25 protein-coding genes are annotated in these 23069 nt (G+C 45.9%); 11 read left to right on the forward strand and 14 right to left on the reverse strand.

Annotated elements, in window-relative coordinates:
• Positions 1–9: 9 nt before the first annotated feature.
• On the reverse strand, positions 10–2436 hold the full coding sequence (locus BMZ72_RS25220) for a CshA/CshB family fibrillar adhesin-related protein (protein ID WP_089812471.1): 2427 nt from the start codon (positions 2434–2436) through the stop codon (positions 10–12).
• Positions 2437–2745: 309 nt separating this feature from the next.
• On the opposite strand from BMZ72_RS25220, the gene BMZ72_RS25225 reads away from it, so the two are divergent.
• Entirely contained in the window at positions 2746–3756 is a 1011-nt protein-coding gene (locus BMZ72_RS25225) for a DUF3592 domain-containing protein (protein ID WP_089812472.1), read from the forward strand.
• 225 nt (positions 3757–3981) lie between these two features.
• Complete coding sequence (locus BMZ72_RS25230) at positions 3982–5631, forward strand: MAC/perforin domain-containing protein (protein ID WP_089812473.1); 1650 nt, start codon at positions 3982–3984, stop codon at positions 5629–5631.
• Positions 5632–5703: 72 nt separating this feature from the next.
• On the opposite strand, the gene BMZ72_RS25235 is transcribed toward BMZ72_RS25230, so the two are convergent.
• Both BMZ72_RS25235 and BMZ72_RS25240 read right to left on the reverse strand, forming a co-directional pair.
• Positions 5704–6501: a prohibitin family protein gene (locus BMZ72_RS25235; RefSeq protein ID WP_089812474.1), complete on the reverse strand. Its 798-nt coding sequence runs from the start codon at positions 6499–6501 to the stop codon at positions 5704–5706.
• Positions 6502–6503: 2 nt separating this feature from the next.
• Complete coding sequence (locus tag BMZ72_RS25240; protein WP_089812475.1) at positions 6504–6683, reverse strand: hypothetical protein; 180 nt, start codon at positions 6681–6683, stop codon at positions 6504–6506.
• Between the two features lie 168 nt (positions 6684–6851).
• Between BMZ72_RS25240 and BMZ72_RS25245 the strand changes: the two genes are divergently transcribed.
• Entirely contained in the window at positions 6852–7577 is a 726-nt protein-coding gene (locus tag BMZ72_RS25245; RefSeq protein WP_143087785.1) for a hypothetical protein, read from the forward strand.
• A 28-nt stretch (positions 7578–7605) separates the two neighbouring features.
• Positions 7606–7776 (forward strand): ADP-ribosylglycohydrolase family protein, encoded by a 171-nt coding sequence (locus BMZ72_RS37220; protein WP_218155285.1) that lies wholly within the window; start codon positions 7606–7608, stop codon positions 7774–7776.
• Here the strand turns inward: BMZ72_RS37220 and BMZ72_RS25250 are convergent.
• Positions 7769–8512: a DUF434 domain-containing protein gene (locus BMZ72_RS25250; protein WP_089812477.1), complete on the reverse strand. Its 744-nt coding sequence runs from the start codon at positions 8510–8512 to the stop codon at positions 7769–7771. The genes BMZ72_RS37220 and BMZ72_RS25250 overlap by 8 nt on opposite strands.
• Before the next feature lie 162 nt (positions 8513–8674).
• Between BMZ72_RS25250 and BMZ72_RS25255 the strand changes: the two genes are divergently transcribed.
• Positions 8675–9139: a DUF4268 domain-containing protein gene (locus tag BMZ72_RS25255; RefSeq protein WP_089812478.1), complete on the forward strand. Its 465-nt coding sequence runs from the start codon at positions 8675–8677 to the stop codon at positions 9137–9139.
• 9 nt (positions 9140–9148) lie between these two features.
• On the opposite strand, the gene BMZ72_RS25260 is transcribed toward BMZ72_RS25255, so the two are convergent.
• The 6 genes from BMZ72_RS25260 to BMZ72_RS25285 form a co-directional block, all read right to left on the reverse strand.
• Complete coding sequence (locus BMZ72_RS25260; protein WP_089812479.1) at positions 9149–10027, reverse strand: NAD(P)H-binding protein; 879 nt, start codon at positions 10025–10027, stop codon at positions 9149–9151.
• A 99-nt stretch (positions 10028–10126) separates the two neighbouring features.
• A complete protein-coding gene (locus tag BMZ72_RS25265; protein WP_089812480.1) occupies positions 10127–11047 on the reverse strand; it encodes a helix-turn-helix domain-containing protein in 921 nt (306 codons plus the stop codon).
• Positions 11048–11106: 59 nt separating this feature from the next.
• The gene (locus BMZ72_RS25270) at positions 11107–11865 is read right to left on the reverse strand and encodes a lycopene cyclase domain-containing protein (protein ID WP_089812481.1); all 759 of its coding nucleotides are present in this window, start codon (positions 11863–11865) and stop codon (positions 11107–11109) included.
• Positions 11834–12310, reverse strand: a complete 477-nt coding sequence (locus tag BMZ72_RS25275; protein WP_089812482.1) for a sterol desaturase family protein — start codon at positions 12308–12310, stop codon at positions 11834–11836. The genes BMZ72_RS25270 and BMZ72_RS25275 overlap by 32 nt, the downstream gene beginning before the upstream one ends.
• Before the next feature lie 34 nt (positions 12311–12344).
• A complete protein-coding gene (locus tag BMZ72_RS25280; protein ID WP_089812483.1) occupies positions 12345–13172 on the reverse strand; it encodes a phytoene/squalene synthase family protein in 828 nt (275 codons plus the stop codon).
• Positions 13156–14649 carry a phytoene desaturase family protein gene (locus BMZ72_RS25285; protein ID WP_089812484.1) on the reverse strand — a complete coding sequence of 498 codons (1494 nt, stop codon included), beginning with the start codon at positions 14647–14649 and terminating at the stop codon, positions 13156–13158. The genes BMZ72_RS25280 and BMZ72_RS25285 overlap by 17 nt, the downstream gene beginning before the upstream one ends.
• 279 nt (positions 14650–14928) lie before the next feature.
• On the opposite strand from BMZ72_RS25285, the gene BMZ72_RS25290 reads away from it, so the two are divergent.
• Positions 14929–15813, forward strand: coding sequence for a MerR family transcriptional regulator (locus tag BMZ72_RS25290; protein ID WP_089812485.1), 885 nt, complete (start codon positions 14929–14931; stop codon positions 15811–15813).
• 563 nt (positions 15814–16376) lie between these two features.
• On the opposite strand, the gene BMZ72_RS25295 is transcribed toward BMZ72_RS25290, so the two are convergent.
• The 3 genes from BMZ72_RS25295 to BMZ72_RS25305 are packed head-to-tail and all read right to left on the reverse strand — an operon-like array spanning position 16377 to position 18214.
• The gene (locus tag BMZ72_RS25295) at positions 16377–17348 is read right to left on the reverse strand and encodes an NAD(P)H-quinone oxidoreductase (RefSeq protein ID WP_089812486.1); all 972 of its coding nucleotides are present in this window, start codon (positions 17346–17348) and stop codon (positions 16377–16379) included.
• Between the two features lie 35 nt (positions 17349–17383).
• Positions 17384–17845: an SRPBCC family protein gene (locus tag BMZ72_RS25300; RefSeq protein ID WP_089812487.1), complete on the reverse strand. Its 462-nt coding sequence runs from the start codon at positions 17843–17845 to the stop codon at positions 17384–17386.
• Between the two features lie 6 nt (positions 17846–17851).
• Positions 17852–18214, reverse strand: coding sequence for a winged helix-turn-helix transcriptional regulator (locus BMZ72_RS25305; protein WP_089812488.1), 363 nt, complete (start codon positions 18212–18214; stop codon positions 17852–17854).
• Between the two features lie 77 nt (positions 18215–18291).
• Here BMZ72_RS25305 and BMZ72_RS25310 point away from each other — a divergent pair, with 77 nt between their 5' ends.
• The 5 genes from BMZ72_RS25310 to BMZ72_RS25330 all read left to right on the forward strand — a co-directional run bounded on the left by BMZ72_RS25310 (position 18292) and on the right by BMZ72_RS25330 (position 21953).
• Complete coding sequence (locus BMZ72_RS25310) at positions 18292–19170, forward strand: NmrA family NAD(P)-binding protein (protein WP_089812489.1); 879 nt, start codon at positions 18292–18294, stop codon at positions 19168–19170.
• A 42-nt stretch (positions 19171–19212) separates the two neighbouring features.
• Positions 19213–20106, forward strand: a complete 894-nt coding sequence (locus BMZ72_RS25315; RefSeq protein ID WP_143087786.1) for a helix-turn-helix domain-containing protein — start codon at positions 19213–19215, stop codon at positions 20104–20106.
• Between the two features lie 82 nt (positions 20107–20188).
• Positions 20189–20413 carry a putative antibiotic biosynthesis monooxygenase gene (locus tag BMZ72_RS25320; RefSeq protein ID WP_089812491.1) on the forward strand — a complete coding sequence of 75 codons (225 nt, stop codon included), beginning with the start codon at positions 20189–20191 and terminating at the stop codon, positions 20411–20413.
• Positions 20414–20428: 15 nt separating this feature from the next.
• Positions 20429–21337 (forward strand): NAD(P)/FAD-dependent oxidoreductase, encoded by a 909-nt coding sequence (locus BMZ72_RS25325; RefSeq protein ID WP_089812492.1) that lies wholly within the window; start codon positions 20429–20431, stop codon positions 21335–21337.
• A 19-nt stretch (positions 21338–21356) separates the two neighbouring features.
• Positions 21357–21953 (forward strand): short chain dehydrogenase, encoded by a 597-nt coding sequence (locus BMZ72_RS25330; protein ID WP_089812493.1) that lies wholly within the window; start codon positions 21357–21359, stop codon positions 21951–21953.
• Between the two features lie 90 nt (positions 21954–22043).
• Here BMZ72_RS25330 and BMZ72_RS25335 read toward each other — a convergent pair whose 3' ends face one another.
• Complete coding sequence (locus BMZ72_RS25335) at positions 22044–22934, reverse strand: SDR family oxidoreductase (RefSeq protein WP_089812494.1); 891 nt, start codon at positions 22932–22934, stop codon at positions 22044–22046.
• Between the last annotated feature and the right edge of the window lie 135 nt (positions 22935–23069).

A 23069-nucleotide genomic window follows, 5' to 3' on the forward strand; every position in this document is an offset into this window, starting at 1 on the left:
CCTCATTGTTTATCTGGCAAGTACAACAGTGCCTTTACGTATGACATCCCCACAGATCGTCTTCGCTCTGATCATGTAGATATAAGTGCCCGCAGGCTGTTCCATTCCCTTGAAAGTACCATCCCAGCAATGACCGGGATAACGTGTGCTGAATACCCTGAAACCGGTACGGTTAAATACGCTGAACTCAAACGTATTCGTCTCTCCCCAGAACTTCATCCCAAAGCAGTCATTCCGGCCGTCTCCGTTTGGCGTAAATGCCGTCGGCAACGGATAACGGGTAAAGGCCAGGGCAACATCCACATTCACCGTAATTGCTTCCACCTGGGTACACCCATGTACATCCATCACTGTCACCTCATAAGTGGCCGATTTAAGCGGCGATACGACCGGATTAGCCACAAGGTTATTAGAGATAGCCACAGCAGGTTGCCAGTTGTAATAAACGCCTCCTTTTGCCTCCAGACTCACCTCAGGATGTGCGCAGTCTATATCGCCCGATTTCGAAACAGAAGTAACCGGCAGTGCATATACCTTGATCGGCACAATGAACGTATCGGAAACCGCACAGGTATGATGCTCCATATAGATCTTGAAAATTGAATCACAGACAGGCGCCACCGTGATAGATGCATTAGTGGTCAGCAGAGAATCCCTGTCACTATACCACTTAAACACATCCCCTCCTTTTGCCAGAATATCTACGGTCTGCCCCAGACATACCACCGGTGTATCGGGGATCACCTTAAACTCAGGTGAAGGGTTCACACGAATATTGATCACCGCTTTACTGGTACAACCATACATCGTTGTCGCAGTAGCAGTATAACTGGTGCTGACACCAGGTGTAGCAACAGGATTGGGAATAATACTATTGTTCAGCGAACTGTCAGGCCACCAGGAATAGGTAGCCGGTACATCAGAAATAGCATACAACTGTAAAGAGTTACCGGAACAGATCGCCGTATCACTTCTTCTGTTGAATACAGGTGAAGGATTGACGTGAATCGTCAGACTCGCCTTTCCCGGACAACCATACGCATCCACACCATTCACGGTATAGGTTGTCGTCACCATCGGTGTTGCTACCGGATTCGGAATAGTATCTGATGATAATCCGGCAGAAGGTGACCACTGATATTTAATTCCACCACTCGCATTCAGCTGTGCAGGTTTACCGGCACAGAGCACCATATTGGAAAGTGTATTCACATTAGCAGCACAGGGCGCTTTAATATGCACGATATAATCTTCTACTTCCCCGTCAGGCGCAAATCCCGTGGGTGTTCTTACAGCCTGCTGATCGGTCGATAAACGAAACCGGAAACCATATTGCGATACGCTGCCTGTAATAAATCCATCCGGTAATCCTGTCCAGTTAATTGCTGCAATCGTTGCATTAGGCGGCACTACTGCAGTTGTCAGTTCAGCCAATTCAAATACACCATTCCGGTTATAATCAAACCATGCAGAGAGATACGCATTTTTACCTGTTGCATTACTTAATGGTACATTCACCGTGTAACTACCACTTCCGGTATAATCATGAAACGCACTGATGGCTTCTTCATCCTGTCCATGCAGATTATCATCCGTCTGACCCGCCGTATCCGCATCACCGGCCACACTACCCAGTTTCAGCGTAGATTGTAAACTGGTCACAGGAAACGGCGCCTGATAATTACATGAATTCTGTGTGCTGTATACCAGCTGATGAAACGCACGGCCATAAGTGGCTGGCAGATCACCTTCATCTACTTTTGCGATAATACCAAAAGCTACGGCGCTACTGCCATGACCGGTACGCAATAAGCCGACATCCAGTTTAAGCGGTACGCCGGAAACTACATCTGTAGCAACAATGGGCAGCTGACCTATTCCCTTTGTGCCGCCGTATGTCTCTGAAATTGTTACGGTTGCAGTACCACATCCTGCTGCCGGATTATTCACCTGCGTTGAAGTACGGAGAAATTCGACAGATCGCCAGTTCCCTGCGGAAGTCCTGAGCACCAGCGTTTCCAGCGAACTGGAAGCTTCTGCATCTGCTGCTACCAGCGTAAAAGCGGCTGGTCTGCCATAACGTGTAGCGTTTGCAGTTATAGTAAAACTACTGTTATTGAAGTTGTTAGGTACTGACAGTGCTGGTCTCATAGCAGTGTCAGAGAAATCATACAGGTTCTTCAAAAAAGCATAACCCGACATATTCATCACCGCAGGCGATACAGGTGTGCCGGTAACATCAGAGATAGTGATCGTGACGGACAGTCCGTCAGCTGTTGTAATCGTTCTGGTTGCACCATTTTCTATCTTCATACCTGACCAGTCCATCCACCACACTACTTCCTTCAGATGACCCGTTCCACTGTCCGCATATTGCGCAAATGACTGGGTATGAAATAATAACAATAATGAGGGTAGCAATAAAAATTTAGGCATTCGGTTTATATTATAGGGATCGTCTTTCAATCTATAGATAGGTCTCTTCGGCTAACTGTCTCATTCTCACAGAATAAGCCCAAACGTGCTACTACTAAGGCTTTCAGGGAGGCTCATGTGTAAAATACATAAAATAGTATATAAAAACATAATTTAAAATAGCCAGCCTTACGGACATTCATATATTAAAAAATGTATATTTGCGGGATGTTTATAGCAGCCTGTGGGACAAAGTATTGAAGACCTGAAGATTAGCAATATCCTGAAGAACCGAAACTCCCTATAACCGTACACTACAACCCTATACATATGAAAAGAAGAATTACCTGGGGCGTTCTGCTCCTTATCACGTTCCTGACATTCTATTACTGGATGCCTGCCGACATGTACCTGTATATGCCTGTTTTTCTGGGTATTGCAGGCGGTTTATTATGCTTCCTCTTTCTCGTACAGCTATTTGCTGATTTTCAGGACATTGATGAAATAAAGGAATGGGACCGCACACCAAAATACTGGTATCACAAGATCACCTTTCTGTTTATACCAGGCGCTATCGCACTGATGGTCATCTTCTCCCTGCATTATACCGCACTGGAAAACAAAGAACTGAAACAGTTCGGAGAAACAGTACCGGCAACAATCGTAGACGGTTATTACAGAAGCAGTTCCAAAAGCAGCAGCTATAAACTGACGATTTCCTACATCACAAAAAAAGGAAAACCGGTACGTACGCAGAAAGAAGTAAGCAGCGAACAGTACAAGGCAGCCAGCAAAGGACAGCACGTGGAAGTAATCTATTCCACCAAACATCCTTCACTGGTAAAAATATTACTGGGTGAAGAAATGATCAGAGAATTCACTGGTATCAGCAGCAGAAATATCAACCTGACAGATATGTCTCAAATACTGGACATGTCCGGCGATACCATTCTGTATACGTTGAATAAGATCAGCTATCGCTGGATCGTTGCAGATGATGACAAGAGCAGTTATGTGAATGAACATAAAGATCTTTACATGACCGTAACGCCACACGAAAGCGTAACGTACGTATCACTGGGTGAGAATATGCGGAAGATGCTCCAGGAAATCAAAAGCTCCGGCTTCAAACAGGATTCAGCTACTGCTAAAGTAGAAAGTGAAGGTGAAGAAGATGGTATGTTCCGTCTTTATACAAAGGGAGACCTGAAACTGGTCGTACGCACCAAAGCCCTCGAGATGGACAAGAGCAACAGCAGCTCTGGTGAAACCAGCATCGCTGCTATGGCAAAAATGTTTAACAAAGAAGTGGGACTGGTCGTGACAATGTTCAAAAACTAATCCTCATTTTAATATTCTCAATAACGGTAAAGGGCTGTACGCTATATAGCAGTACAGCCCCTACTTATACAGTTACACGCTAAAAACAACAAGCTCATTTATTGTGTTGCTCAGCTGCGGAAAATTAACTATTTTGCAGTCCTTAATAAATCGTTTAGCCCATCAATAAAACCCTGATAACCCATTCCCTCTTAACACCAAATACCAATAATCAATATCCAATTTATGAGAACTAAGTTAGTTGTCACTGTACTTGGCATCGCCTTGCTGGCTGCCTGCCGAAAGAGCGATCTTTCCAATGATCAATCCCTTCCTCAGTCGAAAGATTCCACAATCGTACTGTTCGAAAGAGCTTCTTCAAAACCCTTTATTCTATCCAACAAGCCCGCCGGCAGAACGATGCAGACTTTCGATCTACCCGGCACACTCGATTTCAGATATTATCTGGGACGAGCTTATGATGTAACTAACGGAGAATTCGGCACGGGCGATGGCGTTCGTTTCCCTATCATCGACATTGACCGCCTGGTGGCTGACAATCCTGATTACTTCATGTCCAAGCAACTCAGTTATTCAGAAGCGACCCGTTTCTCTTTCTCTGATTTCGACCGCTATCAGCAGAAGTCAAACTATTCAAGGAAGATCAGCGGAGGTTTCTCTCTGAACCTTGGCCTGTTTAAGATCGGCACCAAACACAAGTTTGACAAGGCCTTTTCGACAGACTTTATTGAAGACAATAAAAGAGTATGGGGAGAACTGAATGTCACTGTAAGAGATGCTTCTCACGAATTACTGATGAGTACCAACACGATTAAAAAGATCAGGGACAACTATATCAGACCCTCTTTTATCGACGAACTGTACAACAGTCCTACCAGTGAGATCGTTAAGAACTATGGCGGCATGGTGATCACCGGTATCGTAACCGGGGGTAAGGCAAATGCTTTGTTTACAGGTAATTTCCTGTCTACATCCAATGTACAGGTAGAAGAAAGCTCAATGGATAACTCCATCAGCGCATCCTTTACATTTAAAGAGAAAAGCAGTAACAGCGCCGGTGTCGAATTCGGCCTGGGCAACTCCAAAGGCAGCACTATCGCCCTCGCCAATAACATCAACGAGTTTCGTTCAACAGTAAAGACCTATGGCGGTAACTACGGCATCAGCACCTTTACAGTGCCTAAATCAATAGATGATATCAGCATTGACCTCTCTACTTGGGCAGCCTCTATGAACGATAAAACCAAACATGTACTCGTTGACTTTGTGGACGATGGTCTGAGACCGATCGGGGACTTTATCAGACCGGAAAACATGAAGCAGAACATCATCAAGTATATGACCAACCAATACATGGACCCGAACTTTCGCGAACCGCGTATTGAAGCCAGATGGAACCGTGTACACAATGCCTATGGTCTGATAGAAATAGTGTTAAGAACACGTTTCGGTGATAACCTTACCATCTCCAATAACCGCCGTACCTTCCCATATGGCGTTAACCTGGACGAAGTACTGAACTTTGCGAAACAGGAAGCACTGACCAAACTGCCTTTCTACAAGGTGAAAGTGATTGCCACCAGTGTCATCATCGGTGCGCCTAACCAACAGGACAACTTCCTCAACGTAAACGCTAACTACGCTTCATCGATCGTAACGATCGACGAAGCCAGTATGACAAAGTTCTACGATACAAAGAACAGTATACTTTACCTGTTATCGCAGGTCGTACAGGCAGATGGTAAAAAGTTTGCCTATGCGATCCATGATGACTACATACTGGATACCTATGCTATCAGAGACTGGGTAAATGCGATGCAGACCAGCACCATCCAGCTGGATGAATTAGATGGTTATACCATTGTTGCACTTTAAGCAAAACGTACCGCATAAAAAAAGAGCGTCCGCTATCTGCGGACGCTCTTTTTTTATATTCAGATGTGTTTATTACTGCACATTCTTGAAGAAGGTCGGAGAACTGCCATATAAAGGCGTTTTTCCGTCCCATTTTTCGATGAATTGCTGCTGGATGAGCAATGGAGTCAAAGACTGCTGACGGAGCGAATTCGCCTTCGCTTCTGCCTCTGCCTGAATGATCAGTTTTTTCGCGTTCGCTTCTGTCACTCTGAGCTCATTCTCTACCTGCATAGCCTGCTGTACCGCCCTGTTTTTCGCATCGATCGCCTGTGTGATCGTCTCAGGATACTCGATACCACTGGTCAGCTGCTCGAGGTCAAAACCTTCCCTTTTCATGGATTCAGACAATTGTATCTGTACGGCATTCTCAAATCCTTCCCTGCTGCTGATCATGCTATCAGTAGTATACTTGTTGAACTGTATACGGAAAGCGTCTCTTACGTAGTTGTATAACGTTGTTTTTGTGATCTCATCGATACCCTTACGGTATTTCTTGAAGATCTCAGGGCTTTTACCTGGCAATACACGGAAAGTAATGGTAGGATCTACTGTAAATACAGATCCATCCTTCGCATTCACCGTGAAAGGGTTGTAATCAGCTGTCTGTACGAAAATAGGGAACTCATACACGGATTCGGTCAACGGATTGTACCATACCCGTCCTGTTACCAGTGAAATATCCTGTACCCCCTTATCAGTACCATATTGTTTTACTCTGATACCCTCATGACCGGCATCAATTCTGGTGCAACATAAATTACAGAATACAGGGATTACAACGACCACAATGACCAACAGGACAATCGATCGGATTTTTTTCTGGTTCATACTTAAAATTTGAATTTTAATAACTTGTAAAATGCGTAGTGTAGAATGATAATTACGAAAATGCTGACAATACCGCTGAATACGGCGAGATCACTTGGCGCGGTTAGCAAACCTGCAACCCATGTCCAGGCATAAATATCCATGAGGATAATTGCCGGAAGGGATAAGTAAATGATTTTCATGTTCGTATAGGATTAATGCGAAGGTAATGCATTTTGAAAAAAAATAAGTTGATTTCCTTACTTTTGACCTTCCCTAACCGCTGAAAAATGTTTAAACCGATCCTTGCTTCCGCCCTTTTATCTATGCTGCTGTTTAGTTGTCACAACGCTCAGCCGGTATCACCCAAGATGGCAGAAAAGAAAAAATTTCACCTGCCTGTTGTGTTACAAAACGCTCAGGAAAAAGCGACCCCGATAGAAGCAAAAGCTGTCACACCTGTCTCCTTCCCATATCTGGGCAAATATCAGTTCTGCGATACGCTTAAACCGGCAGATAATGGAGTATATAAAGGTGAAATGACTCGTATAGAAGATCTTTTCCTGGAAAAATCCGGAATTGGCAAATGGGATTCGCTCAACACAGATGGATTTCAGATAATTGCAGACTACAAAACTTCTATCCTTTATCGCAGCAATCCCTACGTGGAAACAAGCGTCTATTTTCCAGTTTATATAGTCAATGAAACAGATACTCCTAAACTGTTTTTTGGGAAAGACCGTCACGCGTGGGGTGTTCAGGAGGCCAAAGACACATCGGACTATGCCAGCTGGTACTCGATTGAATGCTGGAATTGGTCCGGAGACGGCAATGGTAGCTTTGCGGTCAAAATCCGTCCCGGCGAATTTGCGATGATCCTGGCGCCAAAATATAAAGGGAGTCAAACTGGCTCCATGAGACTACGTCTCCAGATCGATCAGTCTACTTATGTTTCCTTGCCTTATGAAGGTGCGTATCACCAGGAACAATTCTATTTCGATATGTCCAGCCCCGATCTATACCCGGCAAGACATGCAAAATCCTTTTTTACCACCGGTATTTACGGCGCTGCGTTTAAGCAACCCGGCAAACACTAATTCAGGTGACTGATTATGTATAAGAAAATTGTATGATTATGAAAACGCACTATGGACTGCCGTCTCCGGCTTAGGTGACAGAGATACTATTGCCGCCATAGTGGGGAGTATTGTTGTTTTATCTGCAGGAATTGACAGCATTCCTGCGCAATGGCTGTTACAGCGGGAAGATCCTGCCAGTTCACCGTTTTTTAAATAATCGCTTTCGCCTGTACCATATTTACCTGATCATGCAACAGCTGTTCAATCACATAAGCACCCAGGTTAAACCAGGCCGCACATTCATCCAGGATCCAGGCATCTGAACTACATACCAGTGCCTGACTATCGATCAGGAACTTATCCGGAGACACTTCTAAAATCGCTTCCCAGGTAAAACCATGTTGCGCCGCGATCTCATAACAAACACCTTTCATCCTGCCACTATTGGATACAGGCGCATCAAAGACCCAGGTCACCTTTGCTGCTCCCAGTTCACGCAAAGCATTTCCAGCCAGTAGCAACGCTGCCGCTGTCTGGTCTACTTTCCGATAAGACCCATGTACAGAGGAGATATCCCGGAAACAACCATCCAGTCCACGGAAAACATAGTTACCCGACAATGCCGTCTCCAGCAGAATTAACACATTAAACGCATCCAGGTAAACTTCTTTATCTTTCAACACAGCAGCAGCCACCTCTTTCCGCTTTCGTGTCTCCAGTTGTATCGCCGAACAGGCCATCCCCTGCAAAGCCGTCTGCTGTCGTTTTACCAGCTGATAACGATTGCCTACCAATGCCAGCGACGCCTTAAAAGGATACTCCCTGCTCAACAGGAAATACATGTCTTCCAGCCCCTGTTGCAGTTGCTGTTGTGCTGTCGGTGTACCAAACAGCTGACTGTCTTCCTGATGCTTCTCCCTGTCTTTTGTTGTTTTTAAAAATTCCTGTTCCATAGTTAAACTGGCTGTGAGGGCAAAATAAAGGATTCCCGGAGTCATTTCGCAAATATTCTCCCTTGCGACCTCCTTTATAAGAACAATAGCGCTCCATCCCCCTTATCGTTTTTCAACAATAGTGAACTATCTTTGCGGCTGTGAATATAGCTAAGCGGATACATGTACACTAAACAGGAAGTTTCAAAACTCAAACAGGCATTCTGGACAAGCTTCGGCAAATACATGAAGCCGATACTTTCAGCAGATGGAGAGACCATCAGCTGGTCCAATTACAAAACCGGCATCTCCGGTATCAGTTTCAAAATGGATGCTGATAACAGAAATGCCAGTATTGCGATCATTATTTCTCCTACCGATCCGGCACTGCATAAAGCATTCTACAACCAGTTCCTTCTGCATAAAGGTATGCTCGCAGCCTCACTCGGTGAAGATAACTGGCAATGGGAAGCGGAGACCACAGATGAATATGGCAGAGACATCAGTAAGATCAGTAAACAGCTGGATAATATTTCCGTGCTGCGTGCTGAAGACTGGCCTGATATCATCTCCTTTTTCAAACCACGCATCATGGCACTGGATGAATTCTGGAGTATGGCGAAATACGCATTCGAATCAGTCATGTAACAACGCTGCTTAGTAAGCAGCTGCCAGCTCTTTTACAAAATCCTCCAGTTTCACCTTACCCCACACTGCCGGCGGATGTTTATCAAAGTCTTCCCGTAAAGCGCCATTGTGCGTGCTCTCGTTAAGGTCAGCCAGATTATCGACTACATGCGGCGGAAGACCAGCTTTCGCCATACCAGCTTTTGCCTGTTCTTTCGTAAACAGCTGCCATTGCAGTTCCGGTTTTCCGATAGCAGCACCCAGCACACGCGCGATCTCATTACAACTGCGCTCATCACTTGCTACATAGCGTACGTTCAGTCCGTTACCGCTGCTGGTCAGTTCTTCTGTTGCTGCAGCCGCAATATCCGTTGGATAAACCATCAGAATTTTATCTTCCCCACCATAATTTGACCCCATAAAGCCCTGGTGCCTGATCATGTCCATAAACCCATAAAGATTGTAAAAGAAGAAGGTAGGCCGCAGGAATGTGATCGCTACATCCGATAACTGGCTTAATATACGTTCTGAATGATGTGAGCCGAGGATAAAGCCTGTTCCTTCGCTCCTATGTGCCCCATAACTGCTCAGATGTACCACACGTTTTACACCTGCATTACGGATGGCGGTCGCATAACTCTCAGCGATACGGATATAATAGGCAATTGGGACTTCCGCCGCAAAATTAGGTGGCACCATGGCATATACTGCGTCCGCGCCGGTGAATGCAGTCGTCAGAAAGCTGGCATCTTCCAGTGAGCCGATGGCCGCCACAGCACCCAATGCCTCAATCTCCTGCTGCCTGTCTGTACTACTGCTGATCACCGTCACCTGATGTCCCTGCTGTATTAATTCCTTTGTCAGTGGTTTGCTGATATTTCCCAGCGATCCTGTTACTACAACTTTCATAATTGATTCGTTTTTGGATGAAAACTTAACAATGCAAAAGTCCGTATGAATGGATAAACCCGTGTAGTGGAATCTATTTTTGTTGTAGCCAATTCTTAGCTAATTGAAGGAATGCCGGAATTCAAGTGGGGAAAGGTTCGTTTTGCTCTTGAATAATTTACTGAAGGACTGGGAATGTTCAAACCCCAGTTCGTAGGCTATTTCACTGACGGAAAGGTCCGTCGTGGACAGCTTTTCTTTTGCTTTCTCGATCAGTTTATCATGGATGTGCTGCTGCGTGCTCTGTCCTGTCAGCATCTTCAGCAGCCCGCTCAGGTAATTTGGAGAAACATGCAGGGTATCGGCCACATACTGTACAGTGGGCAGTCCCGACTGTTGTATCGCCTGACTGCTAAAATACTCGTTTAACAGACTTTCCAGGCGGTCCAGTATCTTATGGTTGCTGATCTTCCGGGTGAGGAACTGACGGTGATAATACCGCCCGGCATAGACTAACAGCAGTTCCACCTGGGCAATAATGACGTCCTGGCTGAATTTATCGATATTAGAGCGGTATTCCTGCTCTATCTGCTGCATGATACCCATAACGGTCCCCTCTTCTTTTTCAGACAAATGCAGGGCCTCATGCACCGCATAACCGAAGTATTCATACTGCACGATCTTGTTCGCCAGCACCGTTTTCCATAGAAAATCAGGATGGATCAGCAGTAATCTGCCTGAATGCTTCAATTCAGCCTCGTCTTCCCGCTCGATCCGTATCACCTGACCAGGGGCTGTAAAGGTCATCACCCCTTCATCAAAATCATATTCCTGCTGACCATACTTCATACGGGCATTAAAATTCTTTTTCAGGGCAATGGAGTAGAAATCCGGCAACAGACTGACAGGCTGATTTCCCGGCACACGTTTGATTAAGGTAAAGTCAATGACACTGATCAGGGGATGATCAGGTTTGGGAATACCCATGAATTTGTGGTATTCGGTAATTGTCTTTATGCGCTGATGCCTTACCTGTTTCATGCCGTTTGTGTTAAACGAGTAGAATAATATACCGCACAAAGATAATCCAAAAAGGTTCCTTATCCCCCCTCCTGGAAAGAACGGTAGGTAAGCGCCTGCCGTTTGCCCGCTAACAAATATTCATACAACGCTACTTCGACGCCTATCAGTAACAGACCATACGCAATATCTTCCAGCGGAATGGTAAGCAGTCTCGGACCGGCAATTTCTGCCGCGTTATACCAGACAACCGGTTCCTGGATCCAGGAACCGGTCAGCAAACCATTTACTATCAGAAACGGCAGCAACATGCATGCGTAACATATATAGAAACGGTCTACCCATTGGTTCTTATATAGCATGGTCACACCAAAAATGAAAAGGGACATTAATAGTAATGTTAGAAATGTATAGCTCTTTTCACTGTATATGTATGCAATACACAAACCAGCCGCTATCAGTCCCCACGAAATAAGCTTTGTTAATCTGTGAGGTAAATGCAGCTTCGGCCAGAGTGTAAAAATACTATGATAGGAAAAGAGACAGGCATAAGGGATACACAGGAAAAACAGTATTTCTTCCAACGGCAGATTGAATAAATACACGCCTGATACATACTTTGGATTAAACCCCCACACACCTTTGGCAGTAAAAAAGCAATCCCAGCAGATAAAGAATAATCCAGGGATCAAAAGAGCAGGTAATAACGCCCCCCAATGCCTGTAAAATCTCAGTTTGGGATGAAACGAGAAAATAAAAGGCACAGCGATGGAAGCCAGATCGATCGTGAGATAAGTATACCACATCTCAGGAATAACTTTTTTCTTTATTGAAAGCATCTCTCAGAAAACGTACCGGGAAAAACAACATTCCGAAACACTCTCCTTTTTCTTTACCCAGGTGTTTATGATGCATTTTATGCGCACGTCTGAGCGCGCGTAAATAAATATTATCCGAATTTCTCAGCCAGCGAAAACGCTGATGTACAAAAACATCATGTACCAGGAAATAGGTAGCGCCATATAAGGTGATGCCTGTTGCAATCGCGATCAGATAGGGCAAATGCTGCAAAGTACCTAACAGGAACAACAACATACCAGGTAACGCAAATATCACAAAGAAGAAATCATTCTTTTCAAAGAATTGTCCTTCATCCTTACGGTGATGATCTTTATGCAGGGACCACAGTACCCCATGCATGATGTATTTATGCGTGAACCATGCAACCATTTCCATGAAAACAAATGCACCAAGTCCTGCCAGTATATAAGATAGTAATATCATAATCCTGTTCTGTATCGTATGTTAATAATGATCCTTACCTGAGCTGCAACAGCATTGTCTGCAACATAATACCGATCTTATGGCTGTTGGCAACACGGATCCTTTCGGTCATAATTCTCTGTGGAGGAAGGTTTCTGATCTTGTTGAATAACACCCGGTAATATGCATATGCCAGATAGACGCCCTTCCGCGAAGACAATGGTAATGCCTTTATACCTTCCAATGCTTCATTGAAATCACGGTCAATTTCCGCTTCGATCGCAGCTTTATCCTGACAGGAAAAATTATTAAGGTTAATCTGCGGGAAGTAATGCCTGCCCAGTTCCAGACTATCTGTCCTCACATCCCGCAGAAAATTAACCTTCTGAAACGCAGCCCCCAGCTTCATAGCCGGATACTTCAGCTGTTCATACAATGCATGGTTTCCGTCTGTAAAAACCTTCAGACACATCAAACCTACTACTTCAGCCGAGCCAAGGATATACTTTTCATAAATGCTTCTCGTGTAAAAATGCTGATGCAGATCCATCTCCATACTATCAAGAAACGTATCTATCAGTTCCTGTTCTATATGATATTGATGAACGACATGCTGAAAACTGTTTAAAATAGGATTCAGACTGATCCCGTCTTTTATAGCCCGGTAGGTCTGTTCTCTGAAGTCGGCCAGCAACGCCGCTTTCGGATATGCATGAAAAGAATCTACGATCTCGTCAGCAAAACGGACGAAACCATAAATGCCGTATATAGGCGCATGATATTTACCTGCCAGTAATCGTATCCCAAGAGAAAAGGATGTACTGTAAGCTTTTGTCGTCAGCTTACTGCAAGCGGCACTAACCCTGTCAAATAACGCTTTCATAACGAGATACTTTTTGTTTTGAGATATATTCCGCCACTACCTGTCCGGAAATGATTGCCGGTGGCACGCCTGGTCCCGGAACGGTCAGCTGACCGGTAAAAAATAAATTAGTGATAGACTTATGTCTGATTGATGGCTTTAGAAAAGCGGTCTGCCCCAATGTATTGGCAAGACCATAGGCATTGCCTTTGAATGCGCTATAGTCGGCAATAAAATCTGTACAGGCATAACTGCGGGAGTAGACGATATCATCCGCAATATTTTCTCCGCAGAAAGCTTCCGTTTTCCTGAGTACAAATTGCAGATACTGGTCTCTTATTGCCGGTGTATCCAGCAGACCAGGCGCCGTAGGAATGAGAAAAAACAGGTTCTCCATGCCTGCAGGTGCTACCGTATCATCTGTTTTTGAAGGACAGCAGAGATAGAAAAGCGGCTTTTGCGGCCATTCAGGAGTGTTATAAATAGCGGCTGCATGCTGCCGGAAATCATCTTCAAAGAAAAGATTGTGATGTTGCAACCGGCCAATTTTTTTGCGCACCCCGATGTAGTAGATAAGACAGGACGGCGCCATGACGCGTTTCTCCCAGTATTGCACGCTGTAATTCGATTTTCCTGATGGTAACAATTGCTGGTCTGTATGATGATAATCTGCTCCTGATACAATTACATCAGCCGTCAGTTTTCCCCTACTGGTCCTGAGACCTGTGATACGATCCCCCGCTACATCCATCCCTTCCACGGTCGTATTCAGCATAATATTTACGCCCGATTCTCGCGCCAGTCTGGTAAAAGCACTCACCAGCATATGCATTCCTCCTTCCGGATACCAGGTGCCCAGTTTCATATCCGCATAGTTCATCATGCTGTACATGGCAGGGATCCGCTCAGGCGTCGCTCCAAGGAACAAAACAGGAAACTCGATAATTTTCAGCAACCGTTCATCTTTGAAAAACTTCCGGGCATGCCGGCTGAAAGACTGTAACATGTCCATCCGCAGAAATGAACGCATTACTTCTCCGTTACATAATTCACGCACATGCAAGCCTGGTTTTCTGACGTATGCGGACATAGCGGTCTTATACTTGTACTCCGCTTCATCCAGAAATCTGGCAAGCTGTGCACCAGCTCCTGGTTCGATCCCTTCAAATACTCCCTGTAATGCGGCAAATGAAGACGGCAGACTTACCTGTTCCTCCTCTCCGAAAATAACCTGATAAGAAGGGTCCAGCCGCCGCAACGTCATATAATCATCAATCGAACGTCCATGCTGCCGGAAGAAATCCGCCGCCACTTCTGGCATCCAATACCAGCTGGGCCCCATATCAAATCTGAATCCCGCTGCTTCAAACACCCTTGCCCGTCCGCCCGTCTGATCATGCCGCTCTACCAGTGTCACGGCATACCCCTCCTTCGCCAGACTTATGGCTGCTGAAAGTCCCGATAAACCTCCACCTATGACAATAGCAGTACTGGGCATATTTTGTTTAAGTATTTTATACAAATCTTAAACAAATATATTGTTTAACTTTTGAAATAAAAAATTAAACAAAATAGAGCGGTTAGTGTTTTCATTTGGAGGAATTGTAGACCCCGGAAGCTGATTTACAGTACAATAGCGACGATTTTCAGATAGGAATGCCGAAAAACAGGAGGCAAAACACGGTCTATCCCTGTTGAAGCATCAGGAGAAAAGGAGACCTTTTGTTTAAGCTCACGACATATTTATGATTACATTGCGCTCAGAAATTAGGTGATTATGGCAGCTGAGAACTATTCCATAAAGGATCTGGAAAAACTGTCCGGTATCAAAGCGCATACGCTGAGGATATGGGAAAAACGCTATGGTATCATTAAGCCGGGCAGAACGGATACCAATATCCGTTATTATGGCAATGAGGAACTTAAGAAGATCCTGAATATCAGCCTGCTGAACCAGCACGGGTATAAAATATCCGCTATCAGCGAAATGAATAACGAGGAAATAGCGGAAAAAGCTGCTTCCGTCGGACTATTCAGTCAGAACGGCTCAACGGATGAGAATCTGCTACTCAGTCTCATAGACATGGATGAACAGCTGTTCAATAATACCTTTTCCGGACTAATGATGAAAAGGGGGTTCGAAGACACCATCATTTCTGCCATTTTTCCTTTCTTCCATCGCATCGGTATTATGTGGCAGGCCGGTACGATCAATCCTGCACAGGAGCACTTCTTCTCCAATCTTATCAGAAGTAAGATCATTATGGCCACAGAAGCGCTCAATAAACATCCTGAGACCAATGCGGATGTGGCACTGCTATTCCTCCCTGAAGGGGAATTGCATGAAATCGGATTGTTATTTTATAATTACGCATTACGTGCAAGGGGCTACCGTACCATTTATCTGGGGCAATCCGTTCCGCATGACAGCCTTTACCGCGTGATCACCATTTGTAAACCCAACCTGATCGTCACCGGCATGACCAACCCTATTAACTCCAAAGATTTCCTGACCTTCTCTCAGCAGCTTTGCGAATTTGCACCAGGACCAAATATCTACTTTACAGGACCTATTCCTGCAGGCGTCCGGGAAATACTCCCCTCAAATGCACGTACCGTAAATGACCTGCTCTCTCTGATGCACATCACACAAAAAGCCTGACGACTATTACACATTCGGGTATTCCCCGAAAAAGAATTACTATCTGCAATGATATTGCAGCAACTGACCATTTTATAAGGAAGCTCCGGTATAGATACCAGGTAGATACTCCCTATATACTCCCTGTATAGTGCGTGTTTGTTGAATTTCTTCCACAGTCAGATAAGCGGATATATCATTTTGACCATCCTGCTAACCGGAAGCATTCATTTCTTATCACAAACGGGCTCACTGTAAAGCGTATGCTGAAACAATCATGACAATGTAAAGCGGGACCTGTATTCAATAGGCCAACTGTAAGCTTTTTTCGGGACTAAGACATGCCGTTTGCATAAATGGGATGATTCATAGATGAGCTGTAGATAAGCCGTAGATAACCCATAGATAACCCGTATCTATAAGAATAGCTTATATACGGGTTATCTACGGCTTATCTACGAATTATCTACTAATCATCTCCCTGATGCAGACACGACTAAACACGCCTCATGCCGACACAGTTTTACACCTGTATCAGCACCAGATACTTCGATCAGATCGTCTTGTTTAAAGTTGATGATATCTCAGGAAGCCGTCAGAATAAGCTTTCCGATATGCTCACTGCTCTCCATCACACGATGAGCAGCAGCCGCTTCCTCAAATGGGAAAAGATTGTAAATGACCGGTTTGAATTTTCCTGCCTTCAGCAGGGGCCATACATATTGCAGGATCTCTGCTGTGAGGGCTTTTTTATAGGCATATTCCCGGCCTCTCAGGGTGCTCCCGGTGATTGTCAGGCGTTTACGCATCACAAGACCAAGGTCCAGTTCCGTACGATTCCCGCCCATCGTATTGATGTATACCAGGCGTCCCTCTTCCCGTAGTATACGGAGGTTTTTAGGCAGGTATTCTCCTCCCACCATGTCGAGTATCAGATCCACCTTTTCATTAGCTAATTCCTGCTCAAAATCGCTGTTTTTATAGTTGATAAAACGGTCAGCTCCCAGTTCGATACAGGCAACGCCTTTCGCCTCCGATCCCACTGTCACGATCACCCTGTTTCCCAGGGCATGCGCCAGCTGAATAGCCGTAACACCAATACCGCTGGAACCGCCATGTACCAGGAAGGTCTCTCCTGTCTGCAAACGGCCTCTCTGGAACACATTCGACCATACCGTATAAATCGCTTCCGGCAAAGCAGCTGCTTCCGCAAAACTATACCTATCCGGTATCGGCAGGCATTGTCCTTCCAGGACAGCGACCTTTTCCGCATAACCGCCACCTGCCAGCAAAGCACAAACCCTGTCGCCTTCCTTCCATTGGGTAACGCCTTCTCCGCAGCTGATAACTATACCCGCGACTTCCAGTCCGGGAATATCAACCGTCACGCCCGGTGGAGGCGGATATTTACCTTGTCGCTGTGCAACATCTGCGCGGTTAATACCGGCTGCTTTTACTTCAATCAGCACTTCCTCTCTTCCTGGTACCGGATCGGCATATTCCTTCCATTGCAAAACTTCAGGGCCGCCGGCCTGCGTAATGACTGCTGCTTTCATATCTGTAGTAGTGGGTTTATTTGGTGCTTAATGGGTTATTCAACGTATGCTGCCAGTTTCTCCAGCGAGGATGCGGTACCGGCTTCATTGTCTTCCGGGCGGATACCCGGCGGAATATCACTGAAGAAAAAACTCACCTTCGTCCCCTCTCCCAGTTCTTCCAGGGTAACATCCATGATCATCTCACCTCCAAACGCAGGGTTGTCTGTATCAAAACGAACCGCCTGTGTCACACGATACGGTGGGTCCAGCTTTACAAAACGTGCACTGAAACGGTCTTCTTTTCCTGCCGTTTTCCCCCGGGAGACTTCGTCTGTCTCCGCATAGAAAAGCGACATAGTATAACCGCCTCCTTCCCTGCCATCAAAGTCATGAACGCTGGCCGTCATATCTGCAGGCGCCTGCCAGCTGGCCAGTGCCTGTGGATCAGTCAGTGCCTGATAGATCTTTTCCGCAGATGCCCTGATAACCCTGCTGTTATAAGAAGTGTTTTTCATCGGCTACTATTTAAAAGCACCTGCCTTGTCCCTAAAGGACCATTCCGCCATCGCATGGATGACTGGCAACAAGCCCTCTCCGGCCTTTGTCAGCCGATAGGTCACATAAGGCGGCACCACCGGCTTTGATTCCCTGATCAGCAGATTGTCCCCCTCCAGTTGCTTGAGATGCTGGATCAGCATCTTTTCCGTGATCGCAGGGATCGCGCGTTTCAGTTCGCTGTACCGTTTATGACCAGTAGAAAGTTGCCAGAGAATGATCGGTTTCCAGTAACTACCGATCTTTTCCATCAGATGCGTTACCGGACATGAATCCAGCGCAAACTGTTTATTCTCCTGAATTGTAGATGATGTTTTCACTATTCCCATAATACATACTTTGGAGTAAGTACTTGTCAAAAAGTAAGTACAAAAATACCTTTGTTTCAGCAAAAACAAACACACAAATGAAAATTACAATTTCAGGTTCCCTTGGGAATATCGGCAAATATCTGACACAAAAACTGGTCGCAGGTGGTCATGAAGTAACAGTTATCAGCAGCAGCGCAGACAGAAAAGCAGCCATCGAAGCAGTAGGCGCCAAAGCCGCTATCGGCTCCGTAAGTGACGCCGCGTTTCTTACAACCGTGCTGACAGGCGCCGATGCGCTCTTCGCAATGACGCCTCCCCAAATGGGCGGCAGCAACGTCATCCAAAATACGATAGATGCCGGTAAAGCTTTCGCCGAAGCTATCAGTGCAACACATGTGCCACGTGTTGTCATGCTCAGCAGCATCGGTGCAGATCATGCTACCGGCAATGGTCCTATCGCCAGTCTGTACCATATTGAAGAAATATACAGACAACTGGAAAATACGTCTGTTACATTCCTGCGCGCAGGTCTTTTCTATACCAACTTTTACAACGATGTACCACTGATCAAAGGCATGGGGATCATCGGCGCGAATTATCCTGACTCCCTTGGCCTGCCTTTCGTACACCCGGCTGATATCGCCACAGTAGCAGCAGAAGAATTAGTACACACTCCTGCAGGTAAAAATGTACGTTATGTGATCAGTGATATCCGCACACCGGCTGACTTCTCCAAAGTACTCGGCGCTGCTATCGGCAAACCGGACTTACCATGGGTGGAATTCACCGACGAACAATCCCTCCAGGGTATGTTACAGGCAGGTTTACCGGAAGAAATAGCCAAGCTGTTCACAGAAATGGGCACAGGTTTCCGTAGCGGCAAACTCTTCACAGACTACAATCAGACTGGCTCGCCGGTAACAGGCAATATCAAACTGGAAAGCTTCGCAAAAGAATTCGCAGCTAATTACTGATAATAGCACTATAGAACAGGGAATCGCGAAAAGTGCTTACTTTTGACGGAAGTCATTCAGGCACTTTTCCCCTCTTCTATGGACAGCATACCTATCAGACATATCCATACTGCACAGCAGCAACAGGACAACTCCTATCGCTTCAGCATCCGGCATATACAGGACTTGCTGACCGGAAAAGGGATGCACGAGGCATTACACCGACACGACTTCTTTTATATACTTGCACTAAAAAAAGGAAGCGGGCAGCATCATATCGACTTCCAATCCTACACGGTTGAAGGACATACGCTTTTCCTGGTACGTCCGGGACAGGTACACGAACTGACTTTACATACCGACAGCAGTGGTTACCTGATACAGTTCAGCGAAGGTTTCTATACCGCTCACGAACAGCAGGCCAGACGCTTACTACGCAAAGCCGGCAGCATTAATCATTATCCTTTCGATGCCCGCAGATCTCAGAAAATAACTGGCATCCTGCAAGCTATCTCTGATGAATACACGTTGCAGGAAGAACGTTACCAGGAAGCGATAAAAGCGAATCTCTCCTTCCTCTTTATCGAACTACTAAGAGATCCGCGACATACCGTCTCCACCAGCGAACCCCGCTATTTTCAGGAGCGACTGGACACTTTCCTCGAACTGGTAGAAACACATTTCGCCGAATACAAACAGGTGTCACAATACGCGGCCATGATGCACCTGACCACCTATCAGCTCAATGCCATCACCAAACAAACACTGGATAAAACCTGCTCGGAAGTCATCAATGATTATATAATCCTGGAAGCCAGAAGACAACTCCACGCCACTACAGAACAGATCAACAATATCGCCTTCCACCTCGGTTATGAAGACGTTTCCTATTTTATCCGCTTCTTCAAAAAACACACCGGTTATACCCCGGATGCCTTCCGGCAGAACTGCAGATAAATCCTATTGAACTACATTTTTGTCCTACACCTGATAGCCGCTACCGGTCTACTTTTGCATCATACAAAGTAATCACGCAGCTATGACGACAAAACACAGACTGATCGCTTCGCTAAAGATCTGGATAGTGATCTATCCCTCCATCACCTTGTTCCTTTATCTCTTCGGGCAACCCATGTCCTTATTGCCACTATACCTGAGAACATTTCTGCTCACCGTCATCCTGGTGCCCTGGATGGTATTCGCAGGATTACCCCTGATTGAACGGATCATCAACATCCGCAAAGCGAAAAAAGAAAACAGCTGATAAAAACAATACATTATGCGCAATGAAAAGCAGACAGACGTCATCATTATTGGTGGCAGCTATGCCGGTCTTGCAGCGGCTATGGCATTAGGCAGAGCATTGAAAAAAGTGCTGCTCATCGACAGCGGCCTGCCTTGCAACAGACAAACGCCTTACTCCCACAACTTCCTGACGCAGGACGGACAAACACCTGCCAACATCAGCGCCATCGCCCGGCAACAGCTGGCAAAATATCCTACTGTACAATTCCTGAACGACCTGGCCACTGATGCCGTGCAAACCAAAACAGGATTCAATATCCGTGTTGCATCCGGAGAGAACTTCCATGCACACAAACTGATCTTTGCAACAGGTATCCGCGATTTACTGCCTGCTATCCCCGGTTTATCTGATTGCTGGGGTATTTCCGTATTACATTGTCCCTTCTGTCATGGCTACGAAGTAAAGGAAAAAAAAACCGGCATTCTGGGAAATAGCGACTATGGTTTTGAGTTCTCCCGCCTTATCCGGAACTGGACTGCTGATCTAACGTTGTTTACCAATGGAAGTGCTAAATTGACGCCAGAACAGTATGCCACCCTGCAGGAACAGCATATTCCCATTGTTGAAAAAACGATCCGCCAACTGGTACAGGAGGATGGTTATATCCGCCATATTGTTTTTGAAGACGGAACAACTGCTCCCGTCACGGCGTTATATACACATGCTCCCTTTGAACAACATTGTCCTTTACCGGAAAAGCTGGGTTGCGGATGCACAACAGAGGGGTATCTCATAACAGATAACACACAACAAACGACGATTCCCGGTGTTTTTGCCTGTGGAGATAATACGACCCGCTTACGGACCTTAGCGAACGCCGTCTCTATGGGTACAGCGGCCGGTATTGCCGTCACAAAATCTCTTATTACCATTCAATCATAAAAGCTTAAAAAGAATAATAATGAAAATCATCCTTATCGGCGCATCCGGCACGATCGGCAAACACATCGCCAGTTCACTGGAAAAAGACCATGAAATCATCAGAGTAGGATCAAAAAGCGGGGTACTACAGGCAGATATCACTTCTCCGGCATCAATAGAACATCTCTTCAAACAAACAGGCCCGTTTGACGCACTGGTAAGTACGGCAGGAGACGCGCATTTCGGTCCGCTGAAAACAATGGGTGATAAAGAATTCAGAATAGGCGTCAACAGCAAGTTGATGGGGCAGGTCAACCTGGTATTGATCGGGCAACATTACATCAAACCAAAGGGATCTTTTACGCTGATCTCAGGCGTCCTTTCACAAGACCCTGTACTGAGTGGCGCAAACCCGGCTGCGATGAACGGCGCCATAGAATCATTTGTGCGTGCCGCAGCAATAGAACTGGAAAATGGGGTAAGGATCAATGCCGTGAGTCCGACTGTTGTGGAAGAATCTCCAGGGTATTTCCCTTATTTCCCGGGACATATACCGGTGACCATGAAAGAAGTGGTAGCTGCCTATCATAAGAGTATATTAGGCGCCGGCACCGGACAGGTGATCAAAGCATATTAAGCAGAAAAGAGGTACTGTCTCATTGAGCAGTACCTCCTTTTCTTCGGATAGTTGATGGAATCAGTTAGCCATCCCTTTTCTGTTTTAATCTTAGAAGTAGGTGCCGTTCTCCAGATCGGCTACCAGTCCGACGTGCTCCGGTTTCCAACCCAGCCATTCAGCTGTTTGTATCGCAGAAGCCGGGATATTCAGGGATACAAACATCCCCAGCCAGCCGAAATGAGCAGCAGCATCATCCTTAGATACGGATTGCAATGGCAGGCTCAGCTTCCTGCTGATCACCCCTGCCAACTCTTTCACAGATACCCCTTCATCTCCCACTGCGTGGAATACAGGACGTCCGTTTCCTTTTTCCAGCGCCAGTCTGAATACCTTCGCCGCATCCAGTCTGTGGACAGCCGGCCAGCGGTTAGCGCCATCTTCCACATAAGCAGCCACGCCTTTCTCACGGGCAATAGCGATCAGTCCGGGAATAAAACCACGGTCCCCATCTCCATGTACAGAAGGCGGCAAGCGTACGATGGAGGCCTTTACACCTCTAGCAACCGCAGCAGCTGCGGCTTCTTCAGAAGCCACTCGCGGAATAGCAGCAGAACCGACAGCCGACAGATCAGCTTCCGTTACCAGACGGCCGGGAGCAATTACACCCGTTCCGGAAGTGATGATCAACGGACGATCCGTACCTTCCAGGCCTGCACTCAATGCTTCAATAGCCAGCCGGTCGGTTTCACAGTTCTCTTTATATTTTGAAAAATCATGAATAAAGGCCAGATGGATGACGCCATCTGACGCGGCTGCACCCTGTTTTAAGCTATCAAGGTCCTCCAGTGAGCCGTAATGTACAGCTGCACCTGCTGCTTCCAATGCCTTCGCAGATGCCTCCGAACGGGCAAGCCCCGTTACCTGGTGACCTGCTGCGATTAACTCCTGAACTACAGCCGAGCCGATAAATCCTGATGCGCCGGTTACAAAAACTTTCATAGTCGTTTGCTGATTTGATGAATACCTTAATTTTCATCACAAAATTCCGCCGGAAATCCCCCCTGAAACAAGGACATTTGACACAAATTTCCGAGGTCATTTGACCGAACTTCGCTAATTTCAGGAAAGGAATCA

The sequence above is a fragment of the Chitinophaga sp. YR627 genome (genome assembly GCF_900114995.1).
In the GTDB taxonomy this organism is placed as follows: Bacteria; Bacteroidota; Bacteroidia; order Chitinophagales; family Chitinophagaceae; genus Chitinophaga.

Excerpts from the sequence above, each read along its gene's own strand:
- BMZ72_RS25220 (WP_089812471.1), bottom strand. The coding sequence starts at position 2,436 with ATGCCTAAATTTTTATTGCTACCCTCATTATTGTTATTATTTCATACC.
- BMZ72_RS25225 (WP_089812472.1), top strand. The coding sequence starts at position 2,746 with ATGAAAAGAAGAATTACCTGGGGCGTTCTGCTCCTTATCACGTTCCTG.
- BMZ72_RS25230 (WP_089812473.1), top strand. The coding sequence starts at position 3,982 with ATGAGAACTAAGTTAGTTGTCACTGTACTTGGCATCGCCTTGCTGGCT.
- BMZ72_RS25235 (WP_089812474.1), bottom strand. The coding sequence starts at position 6,501 with ATGAACCAGAAAAAAATCCGATCGATTGTCCTGTTGGTCATTGTGGTC.
- BMZ72_RS25240 (WP_089812475.1), bottom strand. The coding sequence starts at position 6,683 with ATGAAAATCATTTACTTATCCCTTCCGGCAATTATCCTCATGGATATT.
- BMZ72_RS25245 (WP_143087785.1), top strand. The coding sequence starts at position 6,852 with ATGGCAGAAAAGAAAAAATTTCACCTGCCTGTTGTGTTACAAAACGCT.
- BMZ72_RS25250 (WP_089812477.1), bottom strand. The coding sequence starts at position 8,512 with ATGGAACAGGAATTTTTAAAAACAACAAAAGACAGGGAGAAGCATCAG.
- BMZ72_RS25255 (WP_089812478.1), top strand. The coding sequence starts at position 8,675 with ATGTACACTAAACAGGAAGTTTCAAAACTCAAACAGGCATTCTGGACA.
- BMZ72_RS25260 (WP_089812479.1), bottom strand. The coding sequence starts at position 10,027 with ATGAAAGTTGTAGTAACAGGATCGCTGGGAAATATCAGCAAACCACTG.
- BMZ72_RS25265 (WP_089812480.1), bottom strand. The coding sequence starts at position 11,047 with ATGAAACAGGTAAGGCATCAGCGCATAAAGACAATTACCGAATACCAC.
- BMZ72_RS25270 (WP_089812481.1), bottom strand. The coding sequence starts at position 11,865 with ATGCTTTCAATAAAGAAAAAAGTTATTCCTGAGATGTGGTATACTTAT.
- BMZ72_RS25275 (WP_089812482.1), bottom strand. The coding sequence starts at position 12,310 with ATGATATTACTATCTTATATACTGGCAGGACTTGGTGCATTTGTTTTC.
- BMZ72_RS25280 (WP_089812483.1), bottom strand. The coding sequence starts at position 13,172 with ATGAAAGCGTTATTTGACAGGGTTAGTGCCGCTTGCAGTAAGCTGACG.
- BMZ72_RS25285 (WP_089812484.1), bottom strand. The coding sequence starts at position 14,649 with ATGCCCAGTACTGCTATTGTCATAGGTGGAGGTTTATCGGGACTTTCA.
- BMZ72_RS25290 (WP_089812485.1), top strand. The coding sequence starts at position 14,929 with ATGGCAGCTGAGAACTATTCCATAAAGGATCTGGAAAAACTGTCCGGT.
- BMZ72_RS25295 (WP_089812486.1), bottom strand. The coding sequence starts at position 17,348 with ATGAAAGCAGCAGTCATTACGCAGGCCGGCGGCCCTGAAGTTTTGCAA.
- BMZ72_RS25300 (WP_089812487.1), bottom strand. The coding sequence starts at position 17,845 with ATGAAAAACACTTCTTATAACAGCAGGGTTATCAGGGCATCTGCGGAA.
- BMZ72_RS25305 (WP_089812488.1), bottom strand. The coding sequence starts at position 18,214 with ATGGGAATAGTGAAAACATCATCTACAATTCAGGAGAATAAACAGTTT.
- BMZ72_RS25310 (WP_089812489.1), top strand. The coding sequence starts at position 18,292 with ATGAAAATTACAATTTCAGGTTCCCTTGGGAATATCGGCAAATATCTG.
- BMZ72_RS25320 (WP_089812491.1), top strand. The coding sequence starts at position 20,189 with ATGACGACAAAACACAGACTGATCGCTTCGCTAAAGATCTGGATAGTG.
- BMZ72_RS25325 (WP_089812492.1), top strand. The coding sequence starts at position 20,429 with ATGCGCAATGAAAAGCAGACAGACGTCATCATTATTGGTGGCAGCTAT.
- BMZ72_RS25330 (WP_089812493.1), top strand. The coding sequence starts at position 21,357 with ATGAAAATCATCCTTATCGGCGCATCCGGCACGATCGGCAAACACATC.
- BMZ72_RS25335 (WP_089812494.1), bottom strand. The coding sequence starts at position 22,934 with ATGAAAGTTTTTGTAACCGGCGCATCAGGATTTATCGGCTCGGCTGTA.